The sequence below is a fragment of the Sutcliffiella horikoshii genome, from assembly GCF_021991925.1.
Classification (GTDB): Bacteria; Bacillota; Bacilli; order Bacillales; family Bacillaceae_I; genus Sutcliffiella_A; species Sutcliffiella_A horikoshii_F.
On record NZ_RXZI01000001.1, the window covers coordinates 928,184 to 945,667 of the forward strand.

Here is a 17,484-nt window from a genome sequence, read left to right on the forward strand (position 1 = left end):
TTCCTTTCCGGGTGGCTATTTTCTTAGTAAAGGTAATGTGCAGCATCTGAAAGAACCACCGGACTTGATGATTTCAGAGATATCCACTTCTAGGACTTCATATCCCCTTTTTCTAAGCTGTGCATTTACATTTGAGTTACAGGGAAGACTGAAAATCTTTTTGTTCCCAATGGAAAGGACATTGGTTCCCATCGTGAATTGTTCCTCCTTGGTTACTTCAATCAATTCATACCGTTTAGATAAATATCCGATTTCCTGCTCCCTAAGGGCAGGAGTGTAAATCAACGCTTCCGTTGGGGAGATCACATTGAATACACAGTCAAGATGGAGGTAGGATTGTTCGATAGGAATTGGATACACCGTGTATTCAGGAAGGGCACCACGTATCTTATCCAAGCCTTCGGAACTTGTCCTTCCGCTAATTCCCACATAGACAATATCACGATCAATCATCACATCTCCGCCCTCCACACTATGTCCAGATAACGCGGTAAAAGAAGAATGGTTTTCCCTTAACCATGATTTAAGGATTTCTTCCTCCCCAGTTCTGATGTCACTTCCCATATGAGAGATAAAAACAGTGTCTCCTAGCGTGAATCCGATATCTCTGGTAAATACTTGTTCAGGCAATTTATCGGAAGGTGGCAGACTGTAAACATCAATTCCATTGGCAAGCATGGTTTGAACGAAAGTACGGTGTTGCTTGGATGCCAATGTCTCATCAATGTTGTCTTCGGCGTAATGTTTTTGGGTTTCGTTTATAATTTCGCTGATACTCATATGTGTCGGTGGGCAAACAACCACCTTCTTTAATTCACCGAATTCACTTGTGCATGTATGTCTTATCGCACGATTTGTTTGTTCAAGGTTTATCGTCAATTTAAAATCCTCCGATCAACTTATATGTATTGTTCTATGATGTGTATTCCCTAAACCGAGAATTGACTAAACCTTTTTGTAAAATAAAAAGCAAATCTAATTATAGTAATTAAATTTGCTTTTCATTGTTATTTATTTATTTTCCGATAAACATTTGTGTCCAATAGTTGCCTTCTTCAACGTATCCAACACCGATATGTGTAAACTCACCGTTTAATATATTCTTACGATGACCTTCACTATTCATCCAAGCCTGAACAACTTCTTCAGGTGAACGTTGGCCCATCGCAATATTCTCTCCAGCAGTATTGTAAGAGATCCCATAATCCCTCATCATATCAAAAGGAGAGCCATGTGTTGGGCTTGTATGTGAGAAGTAGTTGTTTGTTTGCATATCCTTCGACTTGTCTCGTGCTACATTACTTAAAGAAGCGTCAGCTTTGAGGTCAGAAAGGCCATTCTTACGGCGTTCAGCATTAGTAAGCTCAATAACTTTCATTTCTGTTTCAGAAATACCTTCTGTGGATTCCTCAGCTTGTTGCTGATTATCTTCCGTCGGTTCTTCAGCTGGCTGGTTTTCTGGAGGTGCAGCCTGCTCATTTTGTGGTGCTTGCCTTTGTTCAGGCTGACCTTGAGGTGCTTGCCCTTGTTCAGGATGACCTTGAGGTGCCTGTCCTTGCTCAGGCTGACCTTGAGGTGCTTCTTGCTGGAATTTGTAGATGGCAAACGGTCCCTGCTGTTGGAACTTTTCAACATGCGGGAACTTTTCACTTGGAATAGAAGTGCTAAACGAGTTTTGATCAATCGTTAAGTATCCGTTGTTAATTTCTTGGACATCTGCGCTTTGACCCTTCCCTCTTGCATCATTTCTAACTTGAGTAATACCGTTTCCAAAGTCATTATCGTTAAAAGCCGTGTTGTTAGTATCCATATTATCGTTTGCTGTGTTGTTATTACAACCTACCATCATAGATAATGCAAAGGCAGTGATAGTGGTGATTTTAATAAGTTTTTTCATGGTACATCTCCTTTTCATCGTTAATACTTCCTTAGTTTTGCTTTTTTAGTGGAAAGTATTATTGGTAAAAATGATGAAAAAGAGATATTCTTTGGAAACGCTTATTGTTCGATTAGTTTCTCCAGTACTTCTTGAATACGTAACCCTTGATCAAATCCCACTACTTTTGCTTCCTGCTTGTTTAATTTTTTGACAAATTCTTCGACTAATGAACTATTTGAAGGTACCAATAAAGACGGATCTAGTGTGGTCCATCCTTCCCCTTTGGTAGCAATGTTCACTTGCCTCCAGTTTAATAATGATAAGCTTTGTTTCGAACCGTGAATCGTAAAGGCTATTTCTTCTTTTTCAGCCTGCCCTACAAGACCATCGATAAGTACTTTCACCCCGTTTTCAAGTTTCAACGTAGCGATGACTCCTTTCTCGCTAAGTTCAGGGTCTGCAGGAAAATCGATGGAGCTGGAAACTTCTTTTACTTCTCCAAAAAAATGTAAAATCATCTGAAGATAATGGGGAGATATTTCCCTTGTAAAACCACCCTGGAGACGGCTATTTATCCAGTTTGTCTGTTGCCAAGGTCTTGGCCAGCGATCAAAATGCATTTTAAGAGTAATTCGCTTTATTTCTCCGAACGCATTTTCACTCATCATCTTTTCAATGGTGGCATATGCTTGTTCATAAACAAGCGGAAAGTGCATGGCATGTATTAACCCTGATTTCTCTGCAGTTGATAGCATCTCTAGTGCTTCTTGCTCGGAATTGGCAAGTGGCTTTTCACAAAGCACATGCTTATTATGCTGGAATGCCGCCATGACCACTTGATAATGAACAGCAGGTGGAACCGCTATATAGACAAAATCAATTTCTTCGAGTTGTAATAAGTCATGATAGTCTGAAAAACAATGGGCACCTTCACATTGCTGTACTGTTTCTTGTATAAGTTCTTGATTAAAATCACATAGTGCTACGATATGAATATCTGAGTGTTTTTTAAATTCTGAAATCAGTCTTTGGCCGACTACTCCTAAACCGACAATACCTACATTATAAATATTTTTCATGTTTTCCCCCTATAAAAAAACAGCTTTCTTGGTGAAAGCTGTCTGTTGAAAAAAGTTTTACATTTAGTCAGCCAATACGCGGATAAATTCTCTCATATAGTCGGGAAGGTCTGGTGGCCTGCGACTGGAGACAATGTTGCCATCCACGATTACCGCTTCATCTACCCATTCTGCCCCTGCATTCATCATATCATCTTTGATGCCTGGAGTACTGGTAACTTTCTTTCCTTGGAGGATCTTAGCGGAAATGAGTACCCAACCGGCATGGCAGATTTGGCCAATTGGTTTCTGTTGATCATTCATGGTGCGAACCATAGTTAATATATCATCAAATCGTCTGAGTTTATCAGGGGACCAGCCCCCGGGCACCAGAATGGCGTCAAAATCGTTAGGGTCGGCATCATGAAAAGAGATGTCTGATTTTATCGGTACACCATATTTTCCGACATAAGTAGTGTCCGCCTTTTCACCCGCAATAACGACCTGAACCCCTTCTTCGCGTAAGCGCAACACAGGATACCATAACTCTAAATCCTCAAATTCATCGCTCACTAATTGAATGACTTTTTTGTTATGTAAAGTCAAAAGAAAAACCTCCTTCACAATATTATATTTCCATTGTGAAGGAGGGCTGGCGGTTTTGCAAATTCTAAAAAGCATAACTACATCATATATACTTTTCAGCTAAAGCAAGTTGATTTTTCACTTGTTCAAATGATGTACCGCCTTCGCTTTTACGAGCATCCACAACATGCTTCGGTTGAAGGATCTCAAAAATGTCTCCAGTAAATAAAGGCGAAAATTGTTGGTATTCTTCCAGGGAAAGTCCGAGGAGATATTTATCTTGGTTGATGGCGTAGAGAACAATTTTTCCGATAATCTCATGAGCCTGTCTAAAGGGAAGCCCTTTAGTCACCAGGTAATCGGCAATATCTGTTGCGTTGGAGAAATCCTGTGAGACTGCTGCAAACATATTCTCCTGATTTACAGTCATCGTTTCAATCATTGGCGCAAGTAGTCTTAATGAACCATCAAGCGTTCTAACTGTATCGAACATCCCCTCTTTGTCTTCCTGCATATCTTTGTTGTATGCCAGTGGAAGTCCCTTTAAGACAGTCAATAATCCAACAAGATTTCCATACACTCTTCCAGTTTTGGCGCGAAGTAGTTCAGGTACGTCCGGATTTTTCTTCTGAGGCATGATACTTGACCCTGTACAGAAAGAATCATCAAGTTCGATGAATTGGAACTCCTGACTCGACCAGATAACCAATTCTTCCGAAAGGCGTGAGATGTGGGTCATGATCAAGGATGCATGAGAAAGGAATTCTACGATGAAGTCACGGTCACTTACAGCGTCCATGCTATTAGGATAAACTCTTTCAAACCCTAATAAGGAAGCGGTCTGTTCACGGTCTATCGGAAAAGTTGTGCCGGCCAATGCCCCTGCTCCAAGAGGTGACCAGTTAATCCGCTTTAAACTATCCTGCAAGCGTTCCTTGTCTCGTTCCAACATCCAGAAATAGGCCATGAGGTGATGGGCAAAAGAAACAGGCTGGGCACGCTGTAAATGGGTATATCCAGGAAGAATAGTATGCACATTTTCTTTTGATTTGAATAAGATGGATTTTTGGACATCTGTCAATAAGGTAATAATACTTTGTGTTTGCTTTTTCAAATATAAGTGCATATCTGTTGCCACTTGGTCATTGCGGCTTCTGCCGGTATGAAGCTTCCCTCCCACCGGTCCAATTTCATCAATTAATAACGTTTCAATATTCATATGGATATCTTCATGGGCAACGGAGAATTCCACTTCTCCTGCCACTATCTTTTTTTCGATCATTTTTAATCCATGTTTGATTGTAACCGCGTCATCCTCGGAAATGATGCTGCAATCGCTCAACATTTGTACATGAGCTATGCTTCCTTGTATATCTTCAAGTGCGAGTTCTTTGTCAAACTCGATGGATGCTGTAAAATCTTCGACTAGCTTGTTTGTCTCTTTTGTAAAACGTCCGCCCCAAAGCTTTGACATGTTGTTTCCTCCTCTTCATGCTAGCTAGCTTGTTATTTCGTTGCTGCCAATTATAGGCTCACTTTTTCTTTATTATGGATCTCTGCATATACTTTTGTCGGCAAACCCCATAGTTTAATGAAGCCGACTGCAGCATTGTGGTCAAACATATCCCCTTTGGAATAAGTTGCAAGCTCTTCATTATAAAGACTATATGGAGATTGTCGTCCTACAACGGTGTGGTTCCCTTTTTGAAGTTTCACTCGAATTTTACCTGTTACATTTTTCTGAGTTTCTTCAATGAATGCTCCAAGGGCGTTCACTAATGGAGAAAACCAAAGCCCTTCGTAGATGACCTTAGCCATTTGTTCATCAATGGACGTCTTAAATTGCGTAACCTCTCTTGGAAGAGTCAGGAATTCAAGCTCTTTGTGTGCTTGAATAAGAATGAGGGCTGCCGGGTTTTCATACACTTCACGGGATTTTATTCCCACGAGACGATTTTCTATATGATCGATTCTTCCAACCCCGTGTTTTCCACCTAACAAATTCAATTCTTCAATTAAACCTACAAGATCCATCTGTTTATCGTTTAAGGCAACAGGTACCCCTTGATTAAAAGTGATTTCCACATATTCCGGTTGATCTGGCGTATGCTCAATAGGGTTGGTCCAGTCAAATGCGGCTTCAGGTGCTTCATTCCATGGATTTTCCAATACACCCGCTTCACAAGCTCTTCCCCAAATATTTGCGTCAATGGAGAATGGGTTTTCCAAATTCACCGGAATGGGAATATTATGTTTTACGGCGTATTCAATTTCCTCATCTCTGGTCATCCCCCACTCACGAACAGGTGCAATGACTTTTAGGTTCGGATTCAACGCTTGGATAGATACTTCAAAGCGAACTTGATCGTTCCCCTTACCTGTACAACCATGCGCCACTGCTACCGCTCCCTCTTCTTCCGCCACCTGAACAAGGAGCTTGGAGATGAGTGGACGTGACAAGGCAGATGACAGAGGATATTTCCCCTCATACATTGCATTTGATTTCAATGCAGGTACAATATAGTCATTGGCTAGCATCTCTTTTGCATCCACCATAATTGCTTTGATTGCCCCAACATCCAATGCCTTCTGTCTGATGGATTCAAGATCTTTTCCTTCACCAACATCCAATCCGAGGGCAATGACATCATACCCATATTTCTCCTGTAACCATTTAACTGAAACGGAGGTATCAAGTCCTCCGGAATAAGCTAATACCACTTTCTCTTTACCCATAAAAAGTTCCTCCTCTGGTATAAAAATCTACGGTGTTGTATTTTTATACATTTTATTGTAAAAAAAATTAGTTTCCAAGTAAAGCCTTCAATATGGCCTTTTGTGCATGAAGTCGGTTTTCGGCCTCATCGAATACCACGGAATGTGGGCCATCTATAATATCTGCAGTAACCTCTTCTCCACGATGGGCAGGTAGGCAATGCAGAAAGATGAAATCATGTTTGGCGTGCTTGCAAAGTTCCTTGTTTACTTGAAATGGTGCTAATGTCTTTAGGCGTTCTGCGGTTTCAGCTTCTTGCCCCATACTGGTCCAGACATCCGTCACTACTACATCTGCATCCTTGATCATCTCTTCTGGACATTCACCAATCAAAATGGACGACCCTGTTACAATTGTCTCATTCTTCACATTTTCTATAATGGAAGCATCCGGTTCATAACCAACAGGACATGCAATGGAAATGTCCATTCCAACTTTTACAGCACCTTCTATCAATGAATGGGACATATTATTGTTTGCATCCCCCAAATAACAAAGCTTTAATCCTTTTAGCTTCCCCTTATGCTCCTGAATGGTAAGCAGGTCTGCCAATACTTGTGCAGGATGATGGGAGTCTGTTAGACCATTGATTATCGGTACGGTGGAATGAAGGGCGAACTCTTCTAGAATTTGATGTTCGAAAGTACGGATCATCAACCCATCCACATAACGGGATAACACTTTTGCCGTGTCGGAAGGAGATTCTCCGCGCCCCAATTGAATATCATTGGAGCTTAAGAATATTGCATGGCCGCCAAGCTGCAGCATGCCTACTTCAAATGACACTCTCGTTCTTGTGGATGACTTTTCAAAAAGCATGGCAAGTACTTTTCCTTGTAGATAAGGATGAGCTCTTCCTTCTTTTTGATATTTTTTTAGTTTAATAGCATCTGCCAATAAATAATGGATATCATTTTGTGTCAAGGATCCAAGTGTCAAAAAATGAGATTGACTCAATTGATAGGTATCCTTGTTCGTTTCCCATTTTAGTACACTTTGCATAAATATTCAACCTCTCTTTTACTGTTTTTTAAATAATTTTTGATGGTTTGATAATTTTGCGCTATTGGTTGGTCCAACAAGTTTGCTTGTTGAGCCGTTTCTAGACATGTAAAAGTTTTAATACCGTGCTTCGTACACAATGCTCGATAAAAGGCTCCTTCCCGCGATTGATCTCTCCCTTTAGTCGGGATGATGATCGCCGCCGCCAAGGATTGTTTCTTTAAGGTGGAGTCGATTTCTTCTTTTAGAACTGTTGTCACAGCAATTCCGTGTTTCCTCAAGTAGGCCGCCGTTCCTTCTGTTGCATATAATTTTATGCACTTCTTCTGGAGTTCCGCAAGTAATGTAAGAGCCTGTTGTTTCTCCCGATCGGCTATCGAACAAAAGACGGATTTTTGCTCTCCTGATTTCGTAAATGGACTTTTCTTGCCGGCAAACAAGGCCTTATTCAATGCTTCTTCTACTGTCATCCCCATTCCGATGATTTCTCCGGTAGACTTCATTTCCGGTCCAAGAACATGATCGACGTCCTTTAACTTGGAAGCTGAGAAAACAGGGGCTTTTACAGTCCAGAAGCCAGGTTCCTCTTTCAATCCTATCTGAGTGAGCTTCTCACCCAATTGTGCCCTGACTGCCATCTCTATCATGGGTACATCTGTTACTTTGCTGACAATAGGTACAGTCCTTGATGCTCTTGGGTTGACTTCCAGTACATAAATACTGTCTCCTGAAAGAACAAATTGAATATTGGCAATCCCGATGATTTGGGCTTTTTTACAAATTCGTTGTGTGTAATCCACCAATTTATCTTTCATATGTTTTGTTAATGACAGGGGAGGGAAAATGGCGAGGCTGTCACCTGAATGAACACCAGCTTTTTCTATATGCTCAAAAATTGCAGGAATAAATACTTCTTCCCCATCAGATATAACATCCAGCTCGCATTCAAGGCCAGGAATGAAACTGTCAACCAACAAAGGCCAGAGCGAATCATCCGATTCATGCATGTGGATGAATTCATCCAACTCTTCTTCATTATATAGGGTGTACATGGATTGACCACCAATCACATACGACGGTCGCACCAATACCGGAAAGCCGATATCCTCTGCTGCTGCCATCAATTGATGTGGTTGATCTACCATCTTACCTTCAATATGAGGGATACCTTCTGTTTCCAGCAGATTGTAAAAATGGGCACGGTCCTCCAGCTGATCAATGGAACCCATGCTGGTTCCTGCGATTATTACTCCCTCACGTACCAAGCCTTCCGCCAAATTGATAGCAGTCTGACCTCCAAATTGTATAAATACAAGGTCGACATTTTCTTTGTGGATGATTGGTAGAATATCTTCTACTGTAATTGGTTCAAAGTATAATTTATCAGCTATGGAAAAGTCCGTACTTACTGTTTCAGGATTATTGTTGACCACGATTGTGTCATATCCTGCTTTTTTCAATGCTTTCACCGCGTGTACGGAACAATAGTCGAATTCAATACCCTGCCCGATCCGAATCGGTCCGGAACCGATGACAAGAGCTTTCTTGTTCTTGCTTACAATCACCTCATCGCTCCCGTTATAGGTGGAATAGTAATAAGGAGTGATTGCTTCAAATTCTGCAGCACAAGTATCAACTAGTTTATAAGATGGTTTAACTTGATTCTCTTTCAATAACTCTATTAACTCTTCATTAGTACATCCCAGAAGAACACAAAGTCTTTCGTTACTTATGTTTTGACTCTTAGCCTTCTTTAGCAGATGGTGAGAAACAGTAGCCAATGTTTTATCGGAGATCTGTTCTTCCAACAATACCATTTGCAAGAGTTTATTCAAAAACCACTCATCAATGGATGTCACTTCATGGATGGAACGGACAGACAACCCTTTCATCAATGCATGAGTGATGGCAAATAGTCTCATGTGTGTAGGTTCACGGAGTAGTTCCGTCCGTGCTTCTTCACTCATTTTATCCATGATCGGGTGCGTTATCCCGTGTACCTTTATTTCCATGGATCGTAAACCTTTATTCAAAGCCCCTTCAAATGTTCGGTCTATTGCGAGAACCTCACCTGTTGCTTTCATTTGTGTACTGAGGTTAGTATCCGCTTCTGGGAACTTGTCAAAAGGAAATCTTGGAAGTTTTACTACTACATAGTCCAATGCAGGCTCAAAGGATGCAAATGTGCTTCCTGTGATAGGATTTTTGATTTCGTCCAAATGGTAGCCGATGGCACACTTTGCAGCGATTCTGGCAATCGGATATCCAGTAGCCTTCGAAGCAAGTGCCGATGAACGGCTGACTCGCGGGTTCACTTCAATGATATAGTAATTATCTGATTGCGGGTCCATGGCAAATTGGATGTTACACCCTCCCACAATCTTTAAGCTTCTTATAATTTTCAGACTTGCATTTCTCAAAATTTGATATTGTCTGTCCGTCAACGTTTGTGAAGGAGCCACTACAATGGAGTCTCCTGTATGGACCCCAACTGGATCGAGGTTTTCCATGTTACACACGATAATGCACGTGTCATTGTCGTCGCGCATCACTTCATACTCCACTTCTTTCCACCCTTTGATACTTTTTTCTACTAACACTTGATGTATAGGGCTTAGGTTCAATCCATTTACCAATAACGATTCAAGTTCCTGATCGTTATGGGCGAAACCTCCACCCTCTCCCCCTAGTGTGTAGGCGGGTCTTATGATGATGGGATATCCTATTTCTTTTACAAATTGGATTCCTTCCTCAAATGTGTGGACTATTTGTGATTCAGGAATCGGTTCATTAAGTTCCATCATCAACTTACGGAATTTCTCTCTATCTTCCCCTTGCTGTATGGATTTTACAGATGTACCTAGAACCTGAACATTGTTTTTCTCAAGGATACCTTTTTGGTAGAGTTCCACAATCAAATTTAAGGCTGTTTGACCACCAAGGGTACCGATTATCCCGTCAGGCTTCTCCATGATGATTATTTTCTCCAAACATTCAACCGTCAATGGTTCCATATACACCTGGTCTGCAATGTCAGAATCTGTCATGATTGTTGCAGGATTATTGTTTACTAGAACCACTTCGATGCCCTCTTCTTTCAGGGCCAGGCACGCTTGTGTCCCTGCATAATCAAATTCTGCAGCTTGACCGATGACGATGGGGCCAGAGCCGATTACTAACACTTTTTGTATCTCGTTAATGAATGGCATATGTCATTACTCCCGTTTTTTCGTTGATGAGTTTCAGAAATTGTGTAAACACATAATTGGTATCTTGTGGCCCTGGGTGTGCTTCTGGGTGGAATTGGACGCTTAATACCGGAAGTTCTTTGTGCTGAAGCCCTTCCAAGGTCCCATCATTGATATTCTTATAGGTTATCTCAAAAATCTCTTTATCTATGGAGTCTTCACAGACGTTATAGCTATGATTCTGTGAAGTGATGTATACCTTCCCAGTGGCAACATCTTTTACAGGGTGGTTACCGCCCCTGTGTCCAAAAAGCAATTTACTGGTCTTTGCCCCGAAGCTGAGTGCCAGCAATTGATGACCCAGACATATTCCGAGTGTTGGATATGCTTGTGCTATTTTTATGATTTTAGGAAGTTGCTCTTTTAAGTTTTCTGGATCTCCAGGTCCGTTACTCAATAGTACGCCATCTGGGCTGAGGGATTGCAATTTTTCATAGCTAGTTGTGAAAGGTAACACCGTTACCCGACAACCTGAGAATAGTAAAGCGTCCAAAATGGATTTTTTATAACCATAATCCATTAAAACGATATGCGGACCTGGTCCTGGATAAGTTTTCTGAATTTTGGTGGACACGAGCTCCACCCAATTCTCCTCCACTTCCACATTTGGAAAGTTTTTTACAGAGTCTGTGATATATCCTTTAACTGATCCACGCTTACGTATTGTTTTCACCAGTTCTCTTGTGTCAACATTACTTAACCCACTGACGCCCATTTTCACCAGCAGCTCTTGAGCGTCTCCAACGGAGGCATAGTGATTAGGCTCTTGACATGCCTCTCCCATCACAACACCTTTGGCATATATGGTTTCCGCTTCATGATCATGGGGATTAATACCGTAATTTCCTATTAAAGGGTAACAAAAAACAATAATCTGTCCTGCATATGAAGGGTCTGACATGATTTCTTGATAACCGGTCATACTCGTATTGAAAACCACTTCCCCGACCGCTTCTTCCTTGCTCCCTATTAATACGCCAGGGAAGACCTCCCCCGTTTCAAGTATTAAATATCCATTATCCATGCTGTTCCTCCTCATATTGCTGTAATACCTTGGTGAATTTCTGAACAAATACATCCACTTCATCTTTTGAAACCGTGAGAGGTGGAAGAAGTCTTATCACATTTGGTCCGGCGCTTAATAGTAGTAGCTTTTCTTTCAATGCTATTTTCACAAGCTCAATAGCTTCACCTTCTATCAAGATTCCAATTAACATGCCCCTTCCCCTGATTTCTTTGATAAATGAACGATTATCTTTTAAGTCCTCAAGATTTGATAGTATATATTGGCTTTGCTCTACGGATTTTTTTATAAGGTCGGTCTCACTTAGAACTTTTACTGTTGCAGTACCTGCACAACTTGCTAATGGATTCCCTCCAAAGGTACTTCCGTGCATGCCTGGCTGAAAGGCCGCACCGACATCTGCTTTTGCCAGCATGGCTCCGATCGGAAATCCAGAGCCCAATCCTTTAGCAAGTGTCATTATATCCGGCTCGATGCCGTATTGTTCATATAAGAAGAGGCTTCCTGTGCGTCCCATACCTGTTTGCACTTCATCCACGACCAGCAGGATTCCAGCCTCCTTACAGATAGAGGACAATTCTTTGATCCATTTGTCGTCAGCTGGTATTACCCCTCCTTCTCCCTGTAGAAGTTCCAACATTACAGCTGTTGGAGAAAGTTCTTTGATTGTTTGGAGAGCTTGATCGTCGTTGAATGGCAAGTGGATGAACCCCTCAAGCATCGGTTCAAAGCCTGCCTTTATTTTTTCCTGACCGGTCGCGGCCACTGTGGCAAGTGTTCTTCCGTGAAAACTTTGATCAAACGTCACAATGCTTGCCTGTTTGCCACCATTTTTTTTAGCAAAAGAGCGAATCAGTTTGATGGCAGCCTCATTCGCCTCTGCCCCACTATTACAGAAAAACACTTGATCAAAGCAGGATTTTTCAACCAATAGCTCGGCAAGCTCTTCCTGTTTTGGTATGTGATAAAGGTTAGAAGTATGCCATATTTGTGTGATCTGTTCTTCAAGAGCCGCTTGAATCTTTGGCGGACAATGTCCAAGATTGCATGTGGCAATTCCACTGGTGAAGTCTAAGTACTCCTCTCCGGTGTCAGACCAGACAAAAGTCCCTTTTCCCTTTTGTATGGATAGTGGAAGCCTGCTGTATGTATTCATGACAGGTGTTTGATTCAAGGTAGATTTAGACACTTTTCTCCATAACCTCCTCCAAATGGAATGTAGTACCCACTCCGGCCTTTTCTAAAGCGAATTGGGTTAAAGCCCCAGGTGTCGATCCGTTTATGATTCCAACCTTGCTTACACCGTTTACTAAGCAGGAAATTGCTGCATTAACTTTCGGGATCATCCCTCCGGTAATGTGATTTTCTTCTATTAAACTGGTAACTTGTGTATCTGATAAATCACTAGCAATGGCTTTCCCCACTTTCACACCATCTACATCTGTTACCAGACATAACGTAGATGTAAAAGCACATGCTATCGCAGCAGCTGCAAGGTCTGCATTTATGTTATAGTGCTGTCCGTGATTATCCACAGCAACTGGGGAAATAATCGGAATCACCCCCTGTGCCATTACCGCTAATAATAATTGTTTATTCACTTTTTCAATCTCTCCGACAAGCCCTAACTCCTCCGCATTGGAAATGGGTTTTGCCATCATAAACTTACCATCCACTCCGCTCAAGCCAAGTGCATTTCCTCCCGCTTTCATCACCTGACGAACAAGATGCTTGTTCATGCTCCCGGATAAAATCATTTCCACCACTTCCAATACAGGTTCCGTCGTCTTTCTAAGCCCATTTACGAAAGTGGTGTCCACCTTAAGCGCAGAAAGCAGAGTGGAGATGGATGGACCTCCACCATGTACGATGATCGGTTGGATATCATGTACGCTCTTCAATTCCACAAGTTCCTTAAAGAAGGTGGAGGGAAGTTTCTCAATGGTACTGCCGCCACATTTGATAACAAGAGTTTTCATCATATATTGCCCCTCCTTTTATGTTCGATATGAAGCATTAATTCGCACGTAGTCGTAGGATAAATCACAGCCCCAGGCTGTTGCTTGGTGATCACCCGCAAACAGGTCCACCATTATTTCAATTCTTTCATTTTTAAGATAGTTTTTTGCATCTTCTTCACTGAATGGCACCGGCATACCTTTTTGGACAACTTCAATTGGACCTATTTTCACTTGGATTTCTTCCGTATCTATTTTTATTCCACTATAGCCTACTGCGCTAACGATTCTACCCCAGTTAGGGTCCTCTCCATACACCGCTGTCTTGACTAGGCTTGATCCAACGATGGTTTTGGCAATTACTTGTGCCCCATGGACAGTTTCAGCGCCTTTTACATGTACTTCAATTAACTTGGTCGCTCCTTCCCCGTCTCGTGCTATCTGTTGTGCAAGAGATTGACATATCAGTTGAAGACCTTCTTTTAATACCAGGTAATCCAAGTCATTTTGTTGTATTTCTTCGTTTCCTGCCATCCCGTTTGCAAGCACCAATACCATATCATTTGTACTTGTATCCCCATCAACTGTAATCATATTGAACGTATCCGTCGTTACTTCTTTTAAGGCTTGATGTAACGCTTTTGGATTTATTTTTGCATCCGTAGTGACAAATCCTAGCATCGTCGCCATGTTTGGGTGAACCATTCCGGACCCTTTGGCAGCACCAGCTATGGTGATGGTTTTGCCGCCTATTTGCATTTGGAAACAAACATTTTTCGTAAAGGTGTCTGTAGTCAGGATGGATTCTTCAAAAGAGGAGGCATCTAAGGTGGAATCAATAGCTGATATCGATTCCACTCCCTTTTCTATTTTCTCAATCGGAAGCTGCTCTCCGATGACTCCCGTAGAGATGATGGCAATGTTATGTTCCTGCAGGTCTGTCTTTTCAGCAAAAAGTTTTCTCATTTTATATGCATTTTCTAAACCTGTTTTTCCTGTACAAGAATTGGCATTTCCCGAATTCACCAAGATTCCCTGAAGGGTGCCATCCTTTGCGATGCTTTCTTGGGTAACCTTTAATGGAGCTGCCTGGAATTGATTTGTTGTATAAACTGCTGCCGCATTTGCAGCTACTGTACTATATATCCAACCAAGATCTTTTCTCTTACGCTTTATCCCGCAATGCAACCCACCCGCCATGAAGCCTATAGGGGTACAGATGTTTCCTTCTTTCTTCTCCACCCACATTTCTGTCTTTGTTAAAGTTTCCACCTTCATTAGCTCACCTCTTTTTTATGGATTATCCCGGCCTTATGGATAGACAGGTGTGATCGTCAGTCCTGTATTCTCATTCCACCCGTTCATTATGTTCATGTTCTGCACTGCCTGGCCCGAAGCGCCCTTCATTACATTATCAATAACGGAAACGATCATTATTCTATTTGTCCTTTCATCCACTTTCACTCCAACATCGCAAAAGTTGGAACCAAATACTTCTTTGGTTGCAGGAAATTGATCTTCCTGTCTGATTCGAACAAAATATTCACCTTGATAAGACTCCTGATAGAATTTCAGTGCTTCTTCAGTGGTTAATTGTTCGACTAAATCAGCATATATTGTACACATGATGCCTCTAGACATCGGGACGAGATGTGGGGTAAAAGTGATGGTAGCAGAATCACCGGAATAGGCTTGAATCACTTGTTCCATTTCCGGGATATGTTGATGGTTTCCAAGTTTATATGCCTTAACATTTTCGTTCACTTCACAATAATGGGTACCCATGGAGGCTTTCCTTCCTGCGCCGGTAACCCCCGACTTTCCATCTATGATGATGGAACCGGTATGGATCAACTTTTGCTTCAATACAGGTGCCAGGCCAAGCAACGTGGCGGTCGGATAACAACCTGGATTTGCAATAAATGAAGAGGTTTTGATTTCTTCCCGAAAAAGTTCAGGAAGTCCGTATGTAGATTTTTGCAAAACAGACTCAGGTGCAGATGAATATTTATACCATTTGTCGTATAATGCAGAATCTTTCAAACGATGGTCACCTGATAGATCGATACAAGGTATCTCTTTCTCTATAAAATGATGAATCAAGTTCTTAGACACTCCAGAAGGTGTAGCAAAAAAGAACAAGTCTGCCTTTCCCATCATCTCCTCTATATTAATTTCTTCGAGCCTTGTCTCTGCAATACCTTGTAAATGAGGGTATTGTTCTGTTATCATTTGACCGCTCGTTGAGTGAGACGCCATAAAACTTAATTCCACTTCTGGATGCTGTTGTAGAATTCTTATTAGTTCTGCCCCGCTATACCCGTTCGCTCCTATAATTCCAACCTTCAAGTTCTTCATCCTCTCCATGGATTTATAATATGAATTATTATAACTACGTATGTATAAAAATACAATATGTTTTTTCAAGAAACCAAAAAAAATAACCACAGAAGCTATATGCTCCTATGGTTAATGTATTAATCTAGTCTCCTAAAGCTGCAATGGTCTTCGCCAATAGTTCGGTTCTTTCAGTCAGCGATGGGATTTCAAGGTACTCTTGTTCACTATGGGCATTCCCTCCCACAGGGCCCATGCCATCGACGGTGGCTATTCCCATAGCTGCAGTAAAAGATGCATCAGACCCGCCTCCAGTGGCGGTATCTTTTACCTCCAAACCAATTTCCTCCCCTACTTTTTCAATAACATGTAACAAAGACTCTGTCCGCTCTGTCTTTTCCATCGGAAGCCTATTCATTTCCCCGATAAGCTCCACCTCTGTTCCTAAGACATCTGAGGAGGCACAGATTTTTTCCAATTTACGCTCGATCGGCCTTGCCTGATCTTGTTCCGTTATCCGGATGTCGACATGGGCAACGGCACTATCGGACACTGTATTAACGGATGATCCCCCTTCGATCAGACCTACATTTACACTGATTCCTTTAGAATGGTCGTTAAGCGCATGTAACTGGATGACTTTATGTGCCAATTCCTCAATAGCACTTCTTCCTTTCTCAGGTTCAATCCCGGAATGTGCTGCCCGGCCGCGAACATTTATCGTATACTTCCCTTTTCCTCTTCTCGCTGTTACCAATGATCCATCTTTTCTCGCTGGTTCCATGATCAGAGCATATTTTTTATCTTTTGCCTTGTTTTCAATCAGGGCCTTGGAAGACGGAGAACCAATCTCTTCATCACTGTTTAATACTAGAACAACATCCTGATAAGCTTTCGAATGAGAATGAATCAGTGCTTTCATGGCATACAGTATGGAAACCTGGCTTGCTTTCATATCAATAACACCCGGCCCATAAGCCCTGTCGCCTTCTACCTTGAAGGGTCGACATTGTACAGTACCATTAGGAAAAACAGTATCCATATGTGCCACAATAATAATCTTCGGTTCTTTTGCTAATGGATGTTGTATGACCAAATGATTCCCATATTTCTCTTCTTCCAAAACTTGAACGGAAAAACCAATGGTTCTATATTCCTTTGATAGGATAGTGCCAACTTGGTCTATTCCCTCTTTTGAAGTAGAACCACTATCAATATTGACCAGTTTTTCCAATAACTCTAGCATTTCAGATTGGTTGTTTTGTAAAAACTCTTTCATCTTACTCTCTCCTGACATAATAGACGCATCAACCTTGTTTTTCTATATACATATATTTATCTACATCCACCATTATACCTTTTCTACTTATTAAGTCCTATATTTCCTTTATTCTACCTATTTTAATAATTCAAACCTATTTTCCTTAAAAATATTTCTTATCTGAATAAACAATTTATTATGGATTTCCATTAATCTATGGTATATTTAATAGGCGATGAGCTGAATTGTGTAAGTCGACGGACGCGCTCTATGAGCAAGGCATGAATGTGGTCATGCTGTCCCTCGCCTCAATACGCAGGAAGGTACCTTTATAGGTACCTTCTTTTTTTTGTGGT

At 41.4% G+C, this 17,484-nt stretch carries 14 protein-coding genes; all 14 read right to left on the bottom strand.

What is annotated here, in order from left to right; genetic code table 11:
• Positions 1 to 15 precede the first annotated feature (15 nt).
• The 14 genes from EKQ44_RS04560 to EKQ44_RS04625 all read right to left on the bottom strand — a co-directional run bounded on the left by EKQ44_RS04560 (position 16) and on the right by EKQ44_RS04625 (position 17,146).
• Positions 16 to 879, bottom strand: a complete 864-nt coding sequence (locus tag EKQ44_RS04560) for a dimethylarginine dimethylaminohydrolase family protein (RefSeq protein ID WP_237662359.1) — start codon at positions 877 to 879, stop codon at positions 16 to 18.
• Positions 880 to 1,015: 136 nt separating this feature from the next.
• Positions 1,016 to 1,897, bottom strand: coding sequence for a CAP domain-containing protein (locus tag EKQ44_RS04565; RefSeq protein ID WP_237662360.1), 882 nt, complete (start codon positions 1,895 to 1,897; stop codon positions 1,016 to 1,018).
• 101 nt (positions 1,898 to 1,998) lie between these two features.
• Positions 1,999 to 2,958, bottom strand: a complete 960-nt coding sequence (locus tag EKQ44_RS04570; RefSeq protein ID WP_237662361.1) for a Gfo/Idh/MocA family protein — start codon at positions 2,956 to 2,958, stop codon at positions 1,999 to 2,001.
• A gap of 63 nt (positions 2,959 to 3,021) precedes the next feature.
• Positions 3,022 to 3,543 carry a type 1 glutamine amidotransferase domain-containing protein gene (locus EKQ44_RS04575; protein WP_237662362.1) on the bottom strand — a complete coding sequence of 174 codons (522 nt, stop codon included), beginning with the start codon at positions 3,541 to 3,543 and terminating at the stop codon, positions 3,022 to 3,024.
• 82 nt (positions 3,544 to 3,625) lie between these two features.
• Positions 3,626 to 4,996 carry an argininosuccinate lyase gene (gene argH / locus EKQ44_RS04580; RefSeq protein WP_237662363.1) on the bottom strand — a complete coding sequence of 457 codons (1,371 nt, stop codon included), beginning with the start codon at positions 4,994 to 4,996 and terminating at the stop codon, positions 3,626 to 3,628.
• A gap of 50 nt (positions 4,997 to 5,046) precedes the next feature.
• Positions 5,047 to 6,258: an argininosuccinate synthase gene (locus EKQ44_RS04585; protein WP_237662364.1), complete on the bottom strand. Its 1,212-nt coding sequence runs from the start codon at positions 6,256 to 6,258 to the stop codon at positions 5,047 to 5,049.
• 67 nt (positions 6,259 to 6,325) lie between these two features.
• Positions 6,326 to 7,300 (bottom strand): ornithine carbamoyltransferase, encoded by a 975-nt coding sequence (gene argF, locus EKQ44_RS04590; RefSeq protein WP_237662365.1) that lies wholly within the window; start codon positions 7,298 to 7,300, stop codon positions 6,326 to 6,328.
• Complete coding sequence (carB, locus tag EKQ44_RS04595; RefSeq protein WP_237662366.1) at positions 7,285 to 10,509, bottom strand: carbamoyl-phosphate synthase (glutamine-hydrolyzing) large subunit; 3,225 nt, start codon at positions 10,507 to 10,509, stop codon at positions 7,285 to 7,287. The genes argF and carB overlap by 16 nt, the downstream gene beginning before the upstream one ends.
• Positions 10,496 to 11,572, bottom strand: a complete 1,077-nt coding sequence (locus tag EKQ44_RS04600) for a carbamoyl phosphate synthase small subunit (RefSeq protein WP_237662367.1) — start codon at positions 11,570 to 11,572, stop codon at positions 10,496 to 10,498. The genes carB and EKQ44_RS04600 overlap by 14 nt, the downstream gene beginning before the upstream one ends.
• Positions 11,565 to 12,761: an acetylornithine transaminase gene (locus tag EKQ44_RS04605; RefSeq protein WP_331254640.1), complete on the bottom strand. Its 1,197-nt coding sequence runs from the start codon at positions 12,759 to 12,761 to the stop codon at positions 11,565 to 11,567. The genes EKQ44_RS04600 and EKQ44_RS04605 overlap by 8 nt, the downstream gene beginning before the upstream one ends.
• Entirely contained in the window at positions 12,754 to 13,554 is an 801-nt protein-coding gene (gene argB, locus EKQ44_RS04610; RefSeq protein ID WP_237662368.1) for an acetylglutamate kinase, read from the bottom strand. Before argB ends, EKQ44_RS04605 begins: the two co-directional genes overlap by 8 nt.
• 15 nt (positions 13,555 to 13,569) lie before the next feature.
• On the bottom strand, positions 13,570 to 14,808 hold the full coding sequence (gene argJ, locus EKQ44_RS04615) for a bifunctional glutamate N-acetyltransferase/amino-acid acetyltransferase ArgJ (RefSeq protein ID WP_237662369.1): 1,239 nt from the start codon (positions 14,806 to 14,808) through the stop codon (positions 13,570 to 13,572).
• A 33-nt stretch (positions 14,809 to 14,841) separates the two neighbouring features.
• The gene (gene argC, locus EKQ44_RS04620) at positions 14,842 to 15,879 is read right to left on the bottom strand and encodes an N-acetyl-gamma-glutamyl-phosphate reductase (protein WP_237662370.1); all 1,038 of its coding nucleotides are present in this window, start codon (positions 15,877 to 15,879) and stop codon (positions 14,842 to 14,844) included.
• 133 nt (positions 15,880 to 16,012) lie between these two features.
• On the bottom strand, positions 16,013 to 17,146 hold the full coding sequence (locus EKQ44_RS04625; RefSeq protein ID WP_237662371.1) for a M20 family metallopeptidase: 1,134 nt from the start codon (positions 17,144 to 17,146) through the stop codon (positions 16,013 to 16,015).
• Positions 17,147 to 17,484 lie beyond the last annotated feature (338 nt).

Excerpts from the sequence above, each read along its gene's own strand:
- EKQ44_RS04565 (WP_237662360.1), bottom strand. The coding sequence starts at position 1,897 with ATGAAAAAACTTATTAAAATCACCACTATCACTGCCTTTGCATTATCT.
- EKQ44_RS04570 (WP_237662361.1), bottom strand. The coding sequence starts at position 2,958 with ATGAAAAATATTTATAATGTAGGTATTGTCGGTTTAGGAGTAGTCGGC.
- argH (WP_237662363.1), bottom strand. The coding sequence starts at position 4,996 with ATGTCAAAGCTTTGGGGCGGACGTTTTACAAAAGAGACAAACAAGCTA.
- EKQ44_RS04585 (WP_237662364.1), bottom strand. The coding sequence starts at position 6,258 with ATGGGTAAAGAGAAAGTGGTATTAGCTTATTCCGGAGGACTTGATACC.
- argF (WP_237662365.1), bottom strand. The coding sequence starts at position 7,300 with ATGCAAAGTGTACTAAAATGGGAAACGAACAAGGATACCTATCAATTG.
- carB (WP_237662366.1), bottom strand. The coding sequence starts at position 10,509 with ATGCCATTCATTAACGAGATACAAAAAGTGTTAGTAATCGGCTCTGGC.
- EKQ44_RS04600 (WP_237662367.1), bottom strand. The coding sequence starts at position 11,572 with ATGGATAATGGATATTTAATACTTGAAACGGGGGAGGTCTTCCCTGGC.
- argB (WP_237662368.1), bottom strand. The coding sequence starts at position 13,554 with ATGATGAAAACTCTTGTTATCAAATGTGGCGGCAGTACCATTGAGAAA.
- argJ (WP_237662369.1), bottom strand. The coding sequence starts at position 14,808 with ATGAAGGTGGAAACTTTAACAAAGACAGAAATGTGGGTGGAGAAGAAA.
- EKQ44_RS04625 (WP_237662371.1), bottom strand. The coding sequence starts at position 17,146 with ATGAAAGAGTTTTTACAAAACAACCAATCTGAAATGCTAGAGTTATTG.